This window comes from Pseudomonas sp. J452 (genome assembly GCF_024666525.1).
Lineage (GTDB): Bacteria > Pseudomonadota > Gammaproteobacteria > Pseudomonadales > Pseudomonadaceae > Aquipseudomonas.
This window is the reverse complement of record NZ_CP088294.1, coordinates 2354635-2368441: the sequence shown is the minus strand read 5'-3', so window position 1 is coordinate 2368441 and position 13807 is coordinate 2354635. Positions and strand designations below refer to the sequence as shown.

Below are 13807 nucleotides of genomic sequence, written 5' to 3'. Positions count from 1 at the left end.
ATAATCTTGCGACTAACAGTCTTACTCCACAAGCACCCACACGAATTGCTTGATTCAAGTTGTTAAAGAGCGTTTCGATTAAGTCTTTCGTCTCAACCGAGGCCGCGCATTCTACAGCAGCCTTTCTTTCTGTCAACCAGTTTCGAAGAATTTTTCGTTTCTTCTCAACCGCTTGCGCTTCCGATCTGCTTTCGCTTCACATCAGCGGGAGGCGAATTCTACAGCGTTCAAACTCGCTGTCAACCACCTCTTTCAAGCTTCTTCAGCTCTTTCGAACCAAAGCACTAACAGGATCAAACCACCACCCTGTCAGCCCGGCGCATTCTACTCGAATCCGCCACCGCCGCAACCTTTATTTTCATCTAACTTCTTGTTTAGCAAGGAGTTTTCAGATCAGGCTGCGCCGGAAGAGGTGCGCATTATAGGCCCGCAGATTTCGCCGTCAACGCCTTTCTGAAACTTTTTACCTTCCCCGGACGAGCCGAGAGCCAGGCTGCCACAGCCGGAATGCGCAACATCAGCAAAGCCGAGCCAGACACGGCATAAAACACCCATTCGCCGATGTCGGAGCGCGCAACCCAGAGCATATGCAGCAGCCCCAGAACGAGGATTACATAGACCAGCTTGTGCAGCTGCCGCCAACGCGCGCCCAGCCTGCGCACACTGTAGTGATTCGAGGTAAGGGCCAGGAGCCACAGCCCGACAAAGGCCATGGCACCGACAATGATGTAAGGCCGCTCACTCAGATCATCCAGCAGTCGATCAAAGTGCAACCCCAGGATAAACGTCAGATATCCCGCAACGTGCAACAGGACATAGGTAAAGCACCACAAGCCGAGCTGACGGCGCACAGCAATCCACCCACCCCAAGCGCTCAGACGGCGCAAAGGCGTCATGCTCAACGTCAGCAGTAGCAGGATCAACGCCCCCTGCCCCAGGTTATCCACCAGAACCTTGCCGGGATCAGGCCCCAATTGCTGAGTCAGCCCCATATATAGCCACAGCACAGGAGGAAACAACGCCAGGAGGAAGACAACGATTCGCCAGACTCGATAACGCATCAGTAGTACTTCCGCAGATCCAGACCACTATAAAGAGAGGCAACTTCGTCATAGCCATTGAACAGCTTGGTCGACACCACATTCGGACTGAACAGGCTATTGGGCAGGCGGCGCTCGGTTGCCTGACTCCAGCGCGGATGATCGACTTGCGGATTGACGTTGGCATAGAAGCCATACTCATCAGGCGCCAGGCTCTCCCAGGTGGTTGCAGGCTGCTCGGCAACCAGACTGATGCGTACGATCGACTTGATACTCTTGAAGCCGTACTTCCATGGCACCACCAGACGCAATGGCGCCCCATTCTGATTGGGCAATACGCGCCCATAGAGCCCGACAGCCATGATAGATAGCGGATGCATCGCCTCATCCAGACGCAATCCCTCGCGATACGGCCAGTCGATCAAGGAAAAGCCCGAACGCACGCCGGACATCTGCTCGGGCGCAACCCTGGTTTCGAAGCGTACATACCTCGCCTTGCTGGTTGGCTCCGCACGTTTGAGCAAATCCGCCAGAGGGAAACCCAGCCAGGGAATCACCATCGACCAGGCCTCGACACAGCGCAGCCGGTAGATGCGCTCCTCCAAACGATGAGGCTGCACCAGAGACTCCAGAGAAACCGGCCCCGGCTTGGCCACCTCGCCGTCGATCATTACGGTCCAGGGCTCTACTTCAAGTTTGTCGGCATATCGCGCCGGATCCCCCTTGTTGGTGCCGAACTCATAGAAATTGTTGTAGTGCGTGGCATCCTTGAATGGCGTCAGGGCTTCATCGCCTGCCGTGACCGCCCCCCACTGCACGCCTGGAAGCTTCTCGGTGAACCAGGCGGGATTGCTAGCAGCCTCGACATCGGCATAGCGCGAATTCTCCGCCCGTAGCGGCAGTGCACCCAGAGCGGCAAGACCACCGGCTGCCGCCATAAAGGTGCGACGTGAGAGATAGACAGACTCGGGAGTGACTTCGGATTCGCGCGCAGCGGACGCGAGGGGAACTTTGATCAGCATGGTGGCTCCGCAGCTAAGGACGACTGATGCGCCAATAGACCGCGGAGCCGGCAGGAAATTACATTACTCGGCAGCCTTGTGACGGCGCAGTTGCAACAAATATTGCACAGGACCAGAAGCCGCATAGGCCAGGAAGATCAGCAGCAGAATACGCGGTGGGTCACTGAAGACCACGGCAAACACCAGAACCACGACCAGCATCGCCACAAAAGGCACGCGTCCTTTGAAATCAAGATCCTTGAAACTGTAGAACTTGATGTTGCTGACCATCAGCACGCCAGCCATGGCCACCAGCAAAGCATAGAGCATGACCACTGGCACAGGCATGTCCACGCCATCGACACCAAAGTCCTTCAGTGCCCAGACCATGCCGGCGACAACCCCCGCAGCAGCCGGACTGGCAAGACCGACAAACCACTTCTTGTCGACCTTGCCGATCTGGGTATTGAAGCGGGCCAGACGCAACGCGGCGCAAGCCGTATAGATGAAGGCGACCGTAAGCCCGACATTGCCCAGCTCAGACAAGGCCCACTGATAGGCCAGCAGCGCCGGTGCCAGACCAAAGGCGACCATGTCGGACAGCGAGTCATACTCGGCGCCAAATGCGCTCTGGGTATTGGTCAGCCGTGCTACTCGACCATCCAGACCATCGAGCACCATGGCGATGAAGATCGCGACCGCCGCGTACTCGTACTTGCCATTCATGGCACTGATAATGGCGAAGAAACCCGCAAACAGGTTGCCGGTGGTGAACAGGTTAGGCAACAGGTAGATGCCACGATGGCGCACCTTGCGCCCTTCGGCATCGTGCCCCTCCTCCACATGCTCATCGATAGGCAGAATGCTTTCCCCTTGGGGGGCAGAGCCGGATTCCTCAGGACGTTCGTTCATGAACAATACCTTGCAACGGTGTGGTTAGACTTCGACCGGAGCCGGCGAACTAGGTTCGCCAGCGCCCTGCAAACGAATGGGCTTTATACCAGAAGCCCGCAACGAGCATAAAAAAACGCGGCCGTAGCCGCGTCTTTTAGAACGTCGGAAGACCTTAGTTCTTGGCCTTGTCGACGATCTTGTTGGCAGCGATCCACGGCATCATCGCACGCAGCTTCTCGCCAACCACTTCGATGCCGTGAGCGGCATTGTTGCGGCGGTAAGCGGTCATCGAAGCGTAGTTCGAGGCGCCTTCCTGGATGAACATCTTGGCGTATTCGCCGTTCTGGATGCGCTTCAGAGCGTTGCGCATGGCCTGACGGGATTCGGCGTTGATGACTTCCGGACCGGTGACGTACTCACCGTACTCGGCGTTGTTGGAGATCGAGTAGTTCATGTTGGCGATGCCGCCTTCGAACATCAGGTCGACGATCAGCTTCAGCTCGTGCAGGCACTCGAAGTAGGCCATTTCCGGCGCGTAACCGGCTTCAACCAGGGTATCGAAACCGGCTTTGACCAGTTCAACGCAACCGCCGCAAAGAACGGCTTGCTCACCGAACAGGTCGGTTTCGGTCTCGTCCTTGAAGGTGGTTTCGATGATGCCGGTACGGCCGCCACCGACGCCAGCGGCGTAGGACAGGGCAACGTTCTTGGCATTGCCGGAAGCGTCTTGGTAGATGGCGATCAGGTCAGGGATGCCGCCGCCTTTGACGAATTCGGAACGCACGGTGTGGCCCGGGGCCTTCGGCGCGATCATGATCACGTCGAGGTCGGCACGCGGAACAACCTGGTTGTAGTGAATGGCGAAGCCGTGGGAGAAGGCCAGGGTCGCGCCTTTCTTGATGTTCGGCTCGACTTCGTTTTTGTACAGCTGGGACTGGAACTCGTCCGGGGTCAGGATCATGACCAGGTCAGCAGCAGCAACGGCAGCCGGCACGTCAGCCACTTTCAGACCATGAGCTTCAGCCTTGGCACGGGTGGCCGAACCTGGACGCAGGCCGACGGTCACGTCAACGCCGGAGTCTTTCAGGTTGCACGCCTGGGCGTGGCCCTGGGAGCCGTAGCCGATGATGGCGACTTTTTTGCCCTGGATGATCGAGAGGTCACAGTCTTTGTCGTAAAACACTTTCATGGGAGGTCCCCTATTTTCTGGCCTCGTGGGCCGTTCGCTAAAGAGTTAGATACTGAGTACTTTGTCGCCACGGGCAATGCCGGTGACGCCACTGCGCACGGTTTCCAGGATCGACGCAGTGCCGACGGCCTGGATGAAGCTGTCCAGCTTGTCGCTCGTGCCGGCCAGCTGAATGGTGTAGACGCTGCTGGTCACGTCGACGATCTGTCCGCGGAAGATGTCGGTGGTGCGCTTGACCTCGGCGCGCTGGGCGCCGGTGGCCTTGACCTTGACCAGCATCAGCTCGCGTTCGATGTGCGCGCTTTCCGACAGGTTCACCAGCTTGACCACTTCGATCAGCTTGTTGAGGTTCTTGGTGATCTGCTCGATCACATCGTCATGCCCTACGGTGGTCAGCGTCAGACGCGACAGGGTCGGGTCTTCGGTCGGCGCCACGGTCAGGCTTTCGATGTTGTAGTTGCGCTGGGAGAACAGGCCCACCACGCGCGACAGGGCGCCGGGTTCGTTTTCCAGCAACAGGGAGATGATATGGCGCATGTTCAGGTCCGCTCCGTCTTGCTCAGCCACATGTCACGCATGGCACCGCCGCGAATCTGCATCGGGTACACGTGCTCGCTGGTATCCACGGCGATGTCGAGGAATACCAGGCGGTTCTTCATGGCGAAGGCTTCTTCCATCTTCGGCTTGAGGTCTTTCAGGTCGGTGATGCGCATGCCCACGTGACCATAGGCCTCGGCCAGCTTGACGAAGTCAGGCAGCGATTCCATGTAAGAGTGCGAGTAACGGCTGCTGTACTGCATGTCCTGCCACTGGCGAACCATGCCCAGCGCACCGTTGTTCAGGTTGATGATCTTCACCGGCAGGTCGTACTGCAGGCAGGTCGACAGTTCCTGGATGTTCATCTGGATGCTGCCTTCGCCGGTAACGCAGGCCACGTCGGCCTCCGGGAAGTTCAGCTTGACGCCCATGGCCGCCGGGAAACCGAAGCCCATGGTGCCCAGGCCACCGGAGTTGATCCAGCGGTTCGGCTTGTTGAAGCGGTAGTACTGCGCCGCGAACATCTGGTGCTGACCGACGTCGGAGGTGATGAAGGCGTCGCCCTTGGTCACTTCGCTGAGGGTTTCGATCACGCTCTGCGGCTTGATGATGCTGCCGTCACCCTCGTTGAAGGGGAACAGGCGGCCGCTACCGCGCCACTCGTCGATCTGCTTCCACCAGCTGGCAACGACGTCCTTGTTCGGGGTCTCGCCGATCTCCTTGAGGATGGCGACCATCTCGGTCAGCACGCTGTCCACCGGACCGACGATCGGGATGTCGGCCTTGATGGTCTTGGAGATCGAAGCCGGGTCGATGTCGATATGGATGATCTTGGCGTTCGGGCAGAACTTGGCGCCCGTTTCACCATTGATCACCCGATCATCGAAACGCGCGCCGACAGCCAGGATCACATCGGCGTGGTGCATGGCCAGGTTGGCGGTGTAGCTGCCGTGCATGCCGAGCATGCCGACGAACTGGCGATCGTTACCCGGGAAGGCGCCAAGGCCCATCAGGGTGTTGGTCACCGGAATATTAAGCATGCGCGCCAGCTCGGTCAGCGGCTCGGAAGCGCCGCCCATGACCACGCCGCCGCCGGAATACATGACCGGACGCTTGGCAGCCAGGAGCATCTCGGCAGCCTTGCGGATCTGCCCGGAATGACCACGGGTAGCCGGGCTGTAGGAACGCAGCTTGACCTTCTTCGGGTAGCTGTATTCGAACTTCTGCGACGGATCGCCCATGTCCTTCGGAATATCCACGACCACCGGGCCTGGGCGGCCGGACTGGGCGAGATAGAAGGCTTTCTTGATCACTTCGGGGATTTCCGAAGGATGCTTGATGATGAAGCTGTGCTTCACGATCGGGCGGGAAATACCGACCATGTCGGTTTCCTGGAAGGCATCGGTACCGACCACGGTGCTGGGCACCTGACCGGAGATGACGACCATCGGGATCGAGTCCATGTAGGCGGTGGCGATGCCGGTGATGGCATTGGTCGCACCCGGACCGGAGGTCACCAGCACCACGCCGGCCTTGCCGGTGGCGCGAGCATAGCCGTCGGCCATGTGGGTAGCAGCCTGCTCGTGACGCACCAGGATGTGGGTCACTTCCGGCTCTTTGAACAGGGCATCGTAGATGTGCAGGAGGGCACCGCCCGGGTACCCATAGATATACTTCACGCCTTCGTCACGCAGCGAGCGGACGACCATTTCAGCGCCGGATAAAAGCTCCACGTTGTTCACCTCTAGAACGCCAGATTACCACCCGTCAACGAGTGGTCCTTGAAGTAGGTCTTACTGGTCAGCAAACAGGCGGCGACTGTGGTCGCGGATACTACGAGGTCTGCTTGACGAGTAACGGAATGGCTCAATCTTGCGGAGCCTTTCCTTCCCAGCGCGAGGTAACGCGTTGCGGGTGTAACGGGGGTCGGCGCGGGTAGCACCTTTTTTCGCTGAGCTGGGGGACGCTTGCGGCGGACCCCACTACAACGGAACGTGGGATTGTTCTGATTAGCGCACACTAAGTCAAGCTATCGCGCACGGAATCTTCGTCTGAGAGCTGTGACATGCCGCAGGATGACGTTTGCCGGGTTTTGGTTATAGTAACGACTAGGTTCTGCAGCCAATAAAAGGAAACAACATGCGTCGCTTGATTCTCACCGGCAGTTTGCTGCTCGCCCTGAGCACCACAGCCATGGCCGGCCAGGTCTATAAATGGGTGGACGCGCAAGGCAACACCCACTTTGGCTCACAGCCGCCGGAAGGGCAGCAGGCGACCAGCATCAACACCAACGTGGCCACGCCGAAGACACCCGCCCCAGCAGCCGCGAAGCCTGCCGCAGCGGTAGCCGATACAGACGAGCAGAAGGCGATTGACAGCAAGGTCAAGGAAGATGTGGCCAAGCAGGAGGCCGAGCGCAAGCAGTACTGCGAGACAGTGCGCACCAACCTGTCCCAACTGCAGAACAATCCGCGCGTGCGCGTGCAGGAAGAAGGCAAGGATGAGATGCGCCGTCTGACAGAAGAAGAACGTCAGGAACGCATTAGCGAAGCCGAGAAAGCCATCGCTGAGAACTGCCAGTAAAACGATGAGTGGCGCGAGCTAGCCCGCGCCACCAATCAGCCGATCGAAGTTACCCAATGCGGTCAGCAGCGCCAATGCCTGCCGCTCGCGCCCACGGTAGGCTTCTTCGGCCATCGGCCTGATGCCCGACACATTGGGTAACGGCGCAGAAGCCTCGAGCAGGCTTTTCATGCGCGGCAGGAATATCCACTGCAACCAGGCCTCGAACGACAGCGTGTCAACGCAGAAAGGCTCGCGACTGGCCAGCGCCTCTGCCGATGGCGGTGTATCCGCCCACCAGCCCAATACGCGCAACTCCCGCTCAATCAGCAGCAACTGCTCGGCCACTGCAGGCAGACGCTCATCCATCACATGCTGACCTTGGCCTGCGCGCGCGCCTGCGCTGCGCCGGCCGCATCACCCTGACGCTCACGGGCCTGGGCAATCAAGTCCCACAGCCCCGCCTGCAGCGCCGGGCGCCCGCTAGCCAGGGTCAGACCACGCCGGGCGAACTGCTCGGCCTGGGCGGCATCACCCTGGGCCAGACGCACCTCGGCCAGACGATAGAGCACCTGCGGCTCGCGTGGCGCGATGCGCTGGGCGCGCTCCAGGCTGGAGGCGGCACCGTTCAGATCACCACTGCTTTGCTGCTGCTGCGCCGTACTGAGCAGCGCCAGCACCGGACCATCGAGCTGTTCATCGGCACTCAAACCACCGCCCGTGGGGATCCCGCTAGGCATGCTCGGCGCACTCGGGGAATAGCTGCCGGCCGAGGAAATCGGCCCGGTGCTGAGCGGTGCCGAGCTGATACTGGAAGGCATGGAGCTGCTGCCATCCGGATAAGTCTGCAGCGGCGCGGAAGACACGCCGCCCGGCACCATCACCACCACACCGGAGTCCTGCGGCAGGCTCTGCGCCTGGGCTGGAGCCGCTGGCGTATAACCGCCGCCACCCTCACCTTGCTCATCCGCACGCAGCGAGCCACTGGCATCCACTACCGGAATCGAACCACGCGGTACCGTGCTGCAACCGCTCAGCACGGCCGACGTCACCACCAGACACAACCACCACTTGCTCATGTATTTCCTCTCTATCGGCCGCCTCACTCGAGCCAGCCACGCACCCAATCCATCACCGCCTCATCCGGCGCCGCCCCGCAAGCGGCACCTGCCGGCGGCTCACTGCCGCGAATATACGGCATCTGTACCGCATTCGGACAACCGGCTGCCGAGCCCTGCCCGGTGCCGGCATTCACCCAGGCCTGCACCACATTGTCCGGCTGCGGCATGTCCAGCGGCAGCGGGTCAGCCTTGGCCATCAGGCTGGTCCAGACCTGCAGTGCACCGGTGGCACCGGTCAGCGGCGTCTTGCCGTTATCGTCGCGGCCCAGCCAGACCACGGCCAGCAGATCCTGGCTGAAACCGGCGAACCAGCTATCGCGCGAGTCATTACTGGTGCCGGTCTTGCCAGCCAGGGTCAGCGATGACGGCAACTGGCTGTACACCGAACGCCCGGTACCTTCGCGCATCACCCGCTGCATGGCGTTCTGCGTGAGGTAGATGGCACCGGCATCGAAGCGCTGCTGAATCTGGAAGGGGTAACGCTTGAGCGGCTCCCCTTCGGCGGTCAGCACACTACGAATACCGCGGAGCTGTGTATTGAAACCGCCATTGGCCAGGGTCTGGTACATGGTCGCCACTTCCATCGGACTCAGCGCGCCGGCGCCGAGCAGCATCGATGGATAAGCCGGCCACTCTCGATCGACACCCAGGCGCTCAAGGGTTTTGAGTACTTCCGGCACGCCCAGTTCCAGGCCGAGTTTGGCAGTCGACAGGTTGTAGGAGTTGGCCAGGCCCTGGTACAGGTAAATGGTGCCGTGGGCCTTGCGGTCATAATTCTGCGGGCGCCAGACCTGGCCGTCCTGGCCCTTCACCGAGAACGGTTCATCGGCCAGCCAACTGGTCAGGGTGTACTGGCTCGGGCGCTCCAATGCCGTCAGGTAAACCGCAGGCTTGATCAGCGAGCCGATCGGCCGCACGGCATCCAGCGCGCGGTTGAAGCCGGCAAAACGCGGCTGGCGGCTGCCGAGCATGGCCTGGATCTCGCCATTCTCCGGATTGGTCACCACCATGGCGGCCTCGACCTCATCCACACCTTTGCGCCCGCCCAGACGTTTGAGCGTTTCACTCAGGGCGGCCTCGGACTTGAGCTGGAGGATCGGATCGAAGCTGGTGAAGATGCGCAGACCTTCCTCGGTCAAGTCTTCGTCGCGGTAATCCTCGCGCAGCTGGCGCTTGACCAGGTCGAGGAAGGCCGGGAAGGAGCTATCGGCCAGGCTGCCGCGCTTGGTCACACCCAGTGGCTGCTGCTTGGCTAGCGCCACCTGCTCGGCGCTCGCCACGCCTTGCTGCTCAAGCAGATCGAGCACCAGGTTGCGCCGTTTCAGGGCCAGCTCAGGATTGCGCCGCGGGTTGTAGACGGTCGGTCCCTTGACCATACCGACCAGCAACGCCACCTGATGCAGCTTCAACTCACCCAGCGGCTGGCTGAAGAAATACTGGCTGGCCAGACCGAAACCATGCACGGCGCGCTGGCCGTCCTGACCGAGGAATACCTCATTGAGGTACGCCTCGAGAATTTCCTTCTTGTCGTAGTGCAGCTCCAGCAGCACGGCCATCATGGCCTCGGTGAGTTTGCGGCTGAGGCTGCGCTCACTGGTCAGGTAGAAGTTCTTCACCAGCTGCTGGGTCAGGGTACTGCCGCCCTGACGCAGCTGACCGGCCGTGGCGTTGATCCACACCGCACGGGCGATACCCTTGGGCGACACGCCGAAGTGGTTGAAGAACTCGCGATCCTCCACCGCCACCAGGGTTTCCACCAGATAAGGCGGTGCCTGCTCCAGCTTGATCAGGATGCGGTCTTCGTGGTGCGCCGGGTACAGGCCGCCGATCAGCAGCGGTTCCATGCGCGCCACGTCGAGCTTGCTGCCATTCCCCTGGCTGAGTCCGGCCACGTAGGCGCCGGAGAAGCGCACACGCAGGCGCTGCGCCGACTCGTTGCCGTCATAGAACTGGAAGCCGCGGGTATGCAAGTCGACCAGATTGCCATTGACCACCGCCGCGCCCGGACCATCGGCGGCGCTTTCGCGGCGATAGCCGAGGGCATCCAGTTCGGTGAGAAAGTCCTGCTTGGCCAGTTTCTGCCCGACGAACAGCTCCAACGGCCGCGCATAGACCTTGGCTGGCACGGTCCAGCGCTTGCCGGAGAATTTCTCCTGCACCACCGCATCCAGGTACACGGCGAAGCCGGCCAGCACCACCAGCCCGACCAATGCGAGTTTGAGAGCCCAGCCAAGCCAGGGACGAGAGGCGCCGGAGCGGCGTTTGGCGCTTTTGCGCGGAGTACGGGAACGAGTCATGGCGCGGCATTATACGCACTTTGCCGAGGCCCAACAGGCGCTCCCCGGCGGTTTGCAGAGCGCCTCACAGCGTCCATAATGCCGCCTCCGAAAGACCAGAAAAGCAAGGATTGACCGTGAGCCAAGCACTGATTGCCGCCCTGCAGAACCCGGCCCTTTTCCCCCATCCGGTGGAAGGGTTTCAGGTCATCGAGACGCACATCTCCTGGGTGCTGCTCACCGGCCCCTTCGCCTACAAGATCAAGAAGCCGGTCAACTTCGGCTTCCTCGACTTCACCAGCCTGGAGGCCCGCCAGCATTTCTGTGGTGAAGAGCTGCGCCTCAACCAGCGCCTGACCGAGGGTCTGTATCTGGAAGTGCTGCCGATCAGCGGCAGCGAAAGCGCCCCGCAGCTGGGCGGCAACGGCCCGGCCATCGAATACATGTTGAAAATGCGTCAATTCCCGCAGAGCCAGCTGCTCAGCGTCGTGCAGGCCCGTGGCGAGCTGACACCTGAACATATCGAGGCCCTGGCCAAGCAGATTGCCGACTTCCACAGCCAGACCCCGGCCGTGCCGAGCAGCCACCCGCTGTGCTCGCCGACCGCGATCATGGCGCCGATGCGGCAGAACTTCGAACAGATCCGCCCGATGCTCAGCGAGGCCGCCGATCTGCGCCAGGTCGATGCGCTGGAGGCCTGGACCGAAGCCAGCTTCGCCCGCCTCGAACCGCTGCTGGCACAGCGCGCTGCCAATGGCTCGATCCGCGAATGCCACGGTGACATCCACCTGGGCAACGCCACCCTGCTGGATGGCCAGGTAGTACTGTTCGATTGCATCGAGTTCAACGAGCCGTTCCGCCTGATCGACATCGCCTCGGACGCCGCCTTCCTCGCCATGGATCTTGAAGACCGTGGCCTCAAGCCCCTGGCCCGGCGCTTCGTCAGCGCCTGGCTGGAACACACCGGCGACTATGCCGCCCTGGAACTGCTCAACTTCTACAAGGCCTACCGCGCCCTGGTGCGGGCCAAGGTTGCCCTGTTCAGCCTGGCCTTCCAGACCGAGGACGAGCAGAAAGCCGCGACCCTGCGCCAGTACCGCAACTACGCCAACCTGGCGGAAAGCTACAGCGCCATCCCCTCTCCGTTCCTGGCCATTACCTGTGGCGTTTCCGCCGTCGGCAAGAGCCATGTGGCCCTGCGCCTGGTCGATGAGCTGGGCGCCATCCGCATTCGCTCCGACGTCGAGCGCAAGCGCCTGTTCGGCAACCAGCCGGAGGCCGCCAAGGGTCAGCTGCATGCCGGCATCTACAGTGCCGAGGCCGGCGTCGCCACCTACCAGCGCCTGCACCAACTGGCAGAAAACGCCCTGCACGCTGGCTTCCCGGTGGTGCTCGATGGCGCCTACCTGAAGCAGGCCCAGCGCGCCGCCGCCTGGCAGGTTGCCGAACAGAATGGCGACCCCTTCCTGATTCTCGACTGCCAGGCCCCGCAAGAAGTTATTGCCGGCTGGCTGCAACAGCGCCAGGCCGCCGGCACCGACCCGTCGGATGCCACCCTGGCAGTGATCGAGGCCCAGCAGGCCAGTCGCGAAACCCTCAGCGATGACGAACTGGCCCACAGCAAACGCGTCGACACCCACGACAGCGCCAGTCTGGACAGCCTGATCCAACGCATCCGCCAGCGCCTGCCCGGGCTCTGACACGCGCTTCGGGCAGAGCACGACGCAGCTTCTATACTTGCCTCGTGCCCTGTCCGGAGTCGCCCATGAGCCAACCACGCCAGCTCGACAATCCGCTGTACCGCCTGCTGTATACCGAGAAAGTCCGCGACTTCAATGCGCAAAAACCCAAGGACGGCACAGTCGACCTCAAGGGTGGCGACTTTCGCGGCCTCGATCTGCGCCTGCTGGATGCCAACGCTATCGACTTCACCGACGCCTACTTCCGCGGCGCCGACCTGCGCGGCCTGGATCTGCGCAATGCCTGCATGGAGGGCGCCAGCATCGCCCACGCGCAAATATCCGGAGCCTACTTCCCGGCTGACCTGAGCGCCGACGAAATCCTCATGTCCCTCAACTTCGGCACCCGCCTGCGCTATCGCACCCGCTGAGCATCGCCTGCCCATGAGTGAAATTGCCAGCCTGTTCGGCGCAGGCGCCAACGCCTACGCCGCCTTTCGCCCGCAATACCCGGACGCCCTGTTCGCCTGGCTGGCCAGCCACAGCCCCGGCCGTGAGCGCGCCCTCGACATAGGTTGCGGCAATGGCCAGGCCAGCCGCCCGCTACTGCAACACTTCAGCCAGGTACTGGCCTGCGATGGCAGCCCCGAACAGTTACTAGCCGCCAGGGATCTGCAGGGGATCGATTGCTTCGCCGCCGATGCCGAGGCCCTGCCCCTGGCGGATGCCAGCCTCGACCTGATCATCGTCGCCCAAGCGCTGCACTGGTTCGCCACGCCGGCGTTCTTTAGCGAAGTGCGCCGCCTGCTCAAGCCCGACGGCCTGTTCTGCGCCTGGTGCTACAGCCTGCTGCGCATCGACAGCAAGCTGGACGCCCTGCTCGACGATTTCTACAGCAATACCCTTGGCGCCTACTGGCCAGCGGGCCGCGCCAGCGTCGATGCGGGTTACCGGGATATCCAGGCGCCCTTTCCGCGCCTGCAGCCACCACCATTCGCCATCCAGCTGCACTGGAATCTGCCGCAGTTGCTCGGCTATCTCGGCACCTGGTCCGCCGTACAGCGCCTGCAGCAGGCCAGTGGCCGTGATCCGCTGCTGGCCCTGGAGCCCGCGCTGCTTGAAGCCTGGGGTGACCCACATCAAGAGCGTTTTGTCAGTTGGCCGCTACACTTTCTTGCAGGCCTACCCAATCCCTCTCATCAGTAGCTGCGCAGCAATGCATGGAGGCGCAATGAACGATGAACTTCAGCACCTGAAAAACCTCGGTAAAACCTCGGCGCAATGGCTGCATGCCGTCGGCATCCACAACGCCAACGACCTGCGCCGACTGGGCGCCGTGGATGCCTACCGGGCCGTGCGTGCCCGAGGTTTCCGCGCCTCCAAGGTGCTGCTCTACGCAATCGAAGGCGCACTGCTGGACGTCCACTGGAACGAGCTGCCACCGGCACACAAGGCTGAACTCAACGGCCAGGTAGACTCACTGGGCATGAGCAACAAGAGCTAGCTCA

14 protein-coding genes are annotated in these 13807 nt (G+C 61.6%); 5 read left to right on the top strand and 9 right to left on the bottom strand.

Going from position 1 to position 13807, the window contains the following annotated elements; genetic code table 11:
• Positions 1-419 precede the first annotated feature (419 nt).
• The 6 genes from msrQ to LRS11_RS10685 all read right to left on the bottom strand — a co-directional run bounded on the left by msrQ (position 420) and on the right by LRS11_RS10685 (position 6394).
• Positions 420-1061 (bottom strand): protein-methionine-sulfoxide reductase heme-binding subunit MsrQ, encoded by a 642-nt coding sequence (gene msrQ, locus LRS11_RS10710; protein WP_260496788.1) that lies wholly within the window; start codon positions 1059-1061, stop codon positions 420-422.
• Positions 1061-2062 carry a protein-methionine-sulfoxide reductase catalytic subunit MsrP gene (gene msrP / locus LRS11_RS10705; RefSeq protein ID WP_260496787.1) on the bottom strand — a complete coding sequence of 334 codons (1002 nt, stop codon included), beginning with the start codon at positions 2060-2062 and terminating at the stop codon, positions 1061-1063. The genes msrQ and msrP overlap by 1 nt, the downstream gene beginning before the upstream one ends.
• Positions 2063-2125: 63 nt before the next feature.
• Positions 2126-2953, bottom strand: coding sequence for a CDP-diacylglycerol--serine O-phosphatidyltransferase (gene pssA, locus LRS11_RS10700; protein WP_173203896.1), 828 nt, complete (start codon positions 2951-2953; stop codon positions 2126-2128).
• 154 nt (positions 2954-3107) lie between these two features.
• Complete coding sequence (ilvC, locus tag LRS11_RS10695) at positions 3108-4124, bottom strand: ketol-acid reductoisomerase (RefSeq protein ID WP_260496786.1); 1017 nt, start codon at positions 4122-4124, stop codon at positions 3108-3110.
• Positions 4125-4169: 45 nt separating this feature from the next.
• On the bottom strand, positions 4170-4661 hold the full coding sequence (gene ilvN / locus LRS11_RS10690) for an acetolactate synthase small subunit (protein WP_173203892.1): 492 nt from the start codon (positions 4659-4661) through the stop codon (positions 4170-4172).
• Between the two features lie 2 nt (positions 4662-4663).
• Entirely contained in the window at positions 4664-6394 is a 1731-nt protein-coding gene (locus tag LRS11_RS10685) for an acetolactate synthase 3 large subunit (protein WP_260496785.1), read from the bottom strand.
• Between the two features lie 406 nt (positions 6395-6800).
• Between LRS11_RS10685 and LRS11_RS10680 the strand changes: the two genes are divergently transcribed.
• Positions 6801-7244 (top strand): DUF4124 domain-containing protein, encoded by a 444-nt coding sequence (locus LRS11_RS10680; RefSeq protein ID WP_260496784.1) that lies wholly within the window; start codon positions 6801-6803, stop codon positions 7242-7244.
• An 18-nt stretch (positions 7245-7262) separates the two neighbouring features.
• On the opposite strand, the gene LRS11_RS10675 is transcribed toward LRS11_RS10680, so the two are convergent.
• Genes LRS11_RS10675 through mrcB form a run of 3 tightly spaced genes read right to left on the bottom strand, consistent with a single transcriptional unit; the run spans position 7263 to position 10641 of the window.
• Positions 7263-7592 carry a YqcC family protein gene (locus LRS11_RS10675; RefSeq protein ID WP_260496783.1) on the bottom strand — a complete coding sequence of 110 codons (330 nt, stop codon included), beginning with the start codon at positions 7590-7592 and terminating at the stop codon, positions 7263-7265.
• On the bottom strand, positions 7592-8302 hold the full coding sequence (locus LRS11_RS10670; RefSeq protein ID WP_260496782.1) for a tetratricopeptide repeat protein: 711 nt from the start codon (positions 8300-8302) through the stop codon (positions 7592-7594). Before LRS11_RS10670 ends, LRS11_RS10675 begins: the two co-directional genes overlap by 1 nt.
• 23 nt (positions 8303-8325) lie before the next feature.
• Positions 8326-10641, bottom strand: a complete 2316-nt coding sequence (gene mrcB / locus LRS11_RS10665) for a penicillin-binding protein 1B (protein WP_260496781.1) — start codon at positions 10639-10641, stop codon at positions 8326-8328.
• Positions 10642-10757: 116 nt separating this feature from the next.
• Between mrcB and LRS11_RS10660 the strand changes: the two genes are divergently transcribed.
• The 4 genes from LRS11_RS10660 (at position 10758) to LRS11_RS10645 (ending at position 13803) form a co-directional block, all read left to right on the top strand.
• Positions 10758-12320 (top strand): bifunctional aminoglycoside phosphotransferase/ATP-binding protein, encoded by a 1563-nt coding sequence (locus LRS11_RS10660; RefSeq protein WP_260496780.1) that lies wholly within the window; start codon positions 10758-10760, stop codon positions 12318-12320.
• A gap of 65 nt (positions 12321-12385) precedes the next feature.
• Entirely contained in the window at positions 12386-12730 is a 345-nt protein-coding gene (locus tag LRS11_RS10655; RefSeq protein ID WP_260496779.1) for a pentapeptide repeat-containing protein, read from the top strand.
• A gap of 13 nt (positions 12731-12743) precedes the next feature.
• Positions 12744-13505, top strand: coding sequence for a class I SAM-dependent methyltransferase (locus tag LRS11_RS10650; protein ID WP_260496778.1), 762 nt, complete (start codon positions 12744-12746; stop codon positions 13503-13505).
• A 25-nt stretch (positions 13506-13530) separates the two neighbouring features.
• Positions 13531-13803 (top strand): TfoX/Sxy family protein, encoded by a 273-nt coding sequence (locus tag LRS11_RS10645; RefSeq protein ID WP_173203868.1) that lies wholly within the window; start codon positions 13531-13533, stop codon positions 13801-13803.
• Positions 13804-13807: the final 4 nt, after the last annotated feature.

Excerpts from the sequence above, each read along its gene's own strand:
- mrcB (WP_260496781.1), bottom strand. The coding sequence starts at position 10,641 with ATGACTCGTTCCCGTACTCCGCGCAAAAGCGCCAAACGCCGCTCCGGC.
- ilvN (WP_173203892.1), bottom strand. The coding sequence starts at position 4,661 with ATGCGCCATATCATCTCCCTGTTGCTGGAAAACGAACCCGGCGCCCTG.
- msrQ (WP_260496788.1), bottom strand. The coding sequence starts at position 1,061 with ATGCGTTATCGAGTCTGGCGAATCGTTGTCTTCCTCCTGGCGTTGTTT.
- msrP (WP_260496787.1), bottom strand. The coding sequence starts at position 2,062 with ATGCTGATCAAAGTTCCCCTCGCGTCCGCTGCGCGCGAATCCGAAGTC.
- LRS11_RS10645 (WP_173203868.1), top strand. The coding sequence starts at position 13,531 with ATGAACGATGAACTTCAGCACCTGAAAAACCTCGGTAAAACCTCGGCG.
- ilvC (WP_260496786.1), bottom strand. The coding sequence starts at position 4,124 with ATGAAAGTGTTTTACGACAAAGACTGTGACCTCTCGATCATCCAGGGC.
- LRS11_RS10675 (WP_260496783.1), bottom strand. The coding sequence starts at position 7,592 with ATGGATGAGCGTCTGCCTGCAGTGGCCGAGCAGTTGCTGCTGATTGAG.
- LRS11_RS10670 (WP_260496782.1), bottom strand. The coding sequence starts at position 8,302 with ATGAGCAAGTGGTGGTTGTGTCTGGTGGTGACGTCGGCCGTGCTGAGC.
- LRS11_RS10650 (WP_260496778.1), top strand. The coding sequence starts at position 12,744 with ATGAGTGAAATTGCCAGCCTGTTCGGCGCAGGCGCCAACGCCTACGCC.
- LRS11_RS10655 (WP_260496779.1), top strand. The coding sequence starts at position 12,386 with ATGAGCCAACCACGCCAGCTCGACAATCCGCTGTACCGCCTGCTGTAT.
- pssA (WP_173203896.1), bottom strand. The coding sequence starts at position 2,953 with ATGAACGAACGTCCTGAGGAATCCGGCTCTGCCCCCCAAGGGGAAAGC.
- LRS11_RS10680 (WP_260496784.1), top strand. The coding sequence starts at position 6,801 with ATGCGTCGCTTGATTCTCACCGGCAGTTTGCTGCTCGCCCTGAGCACC.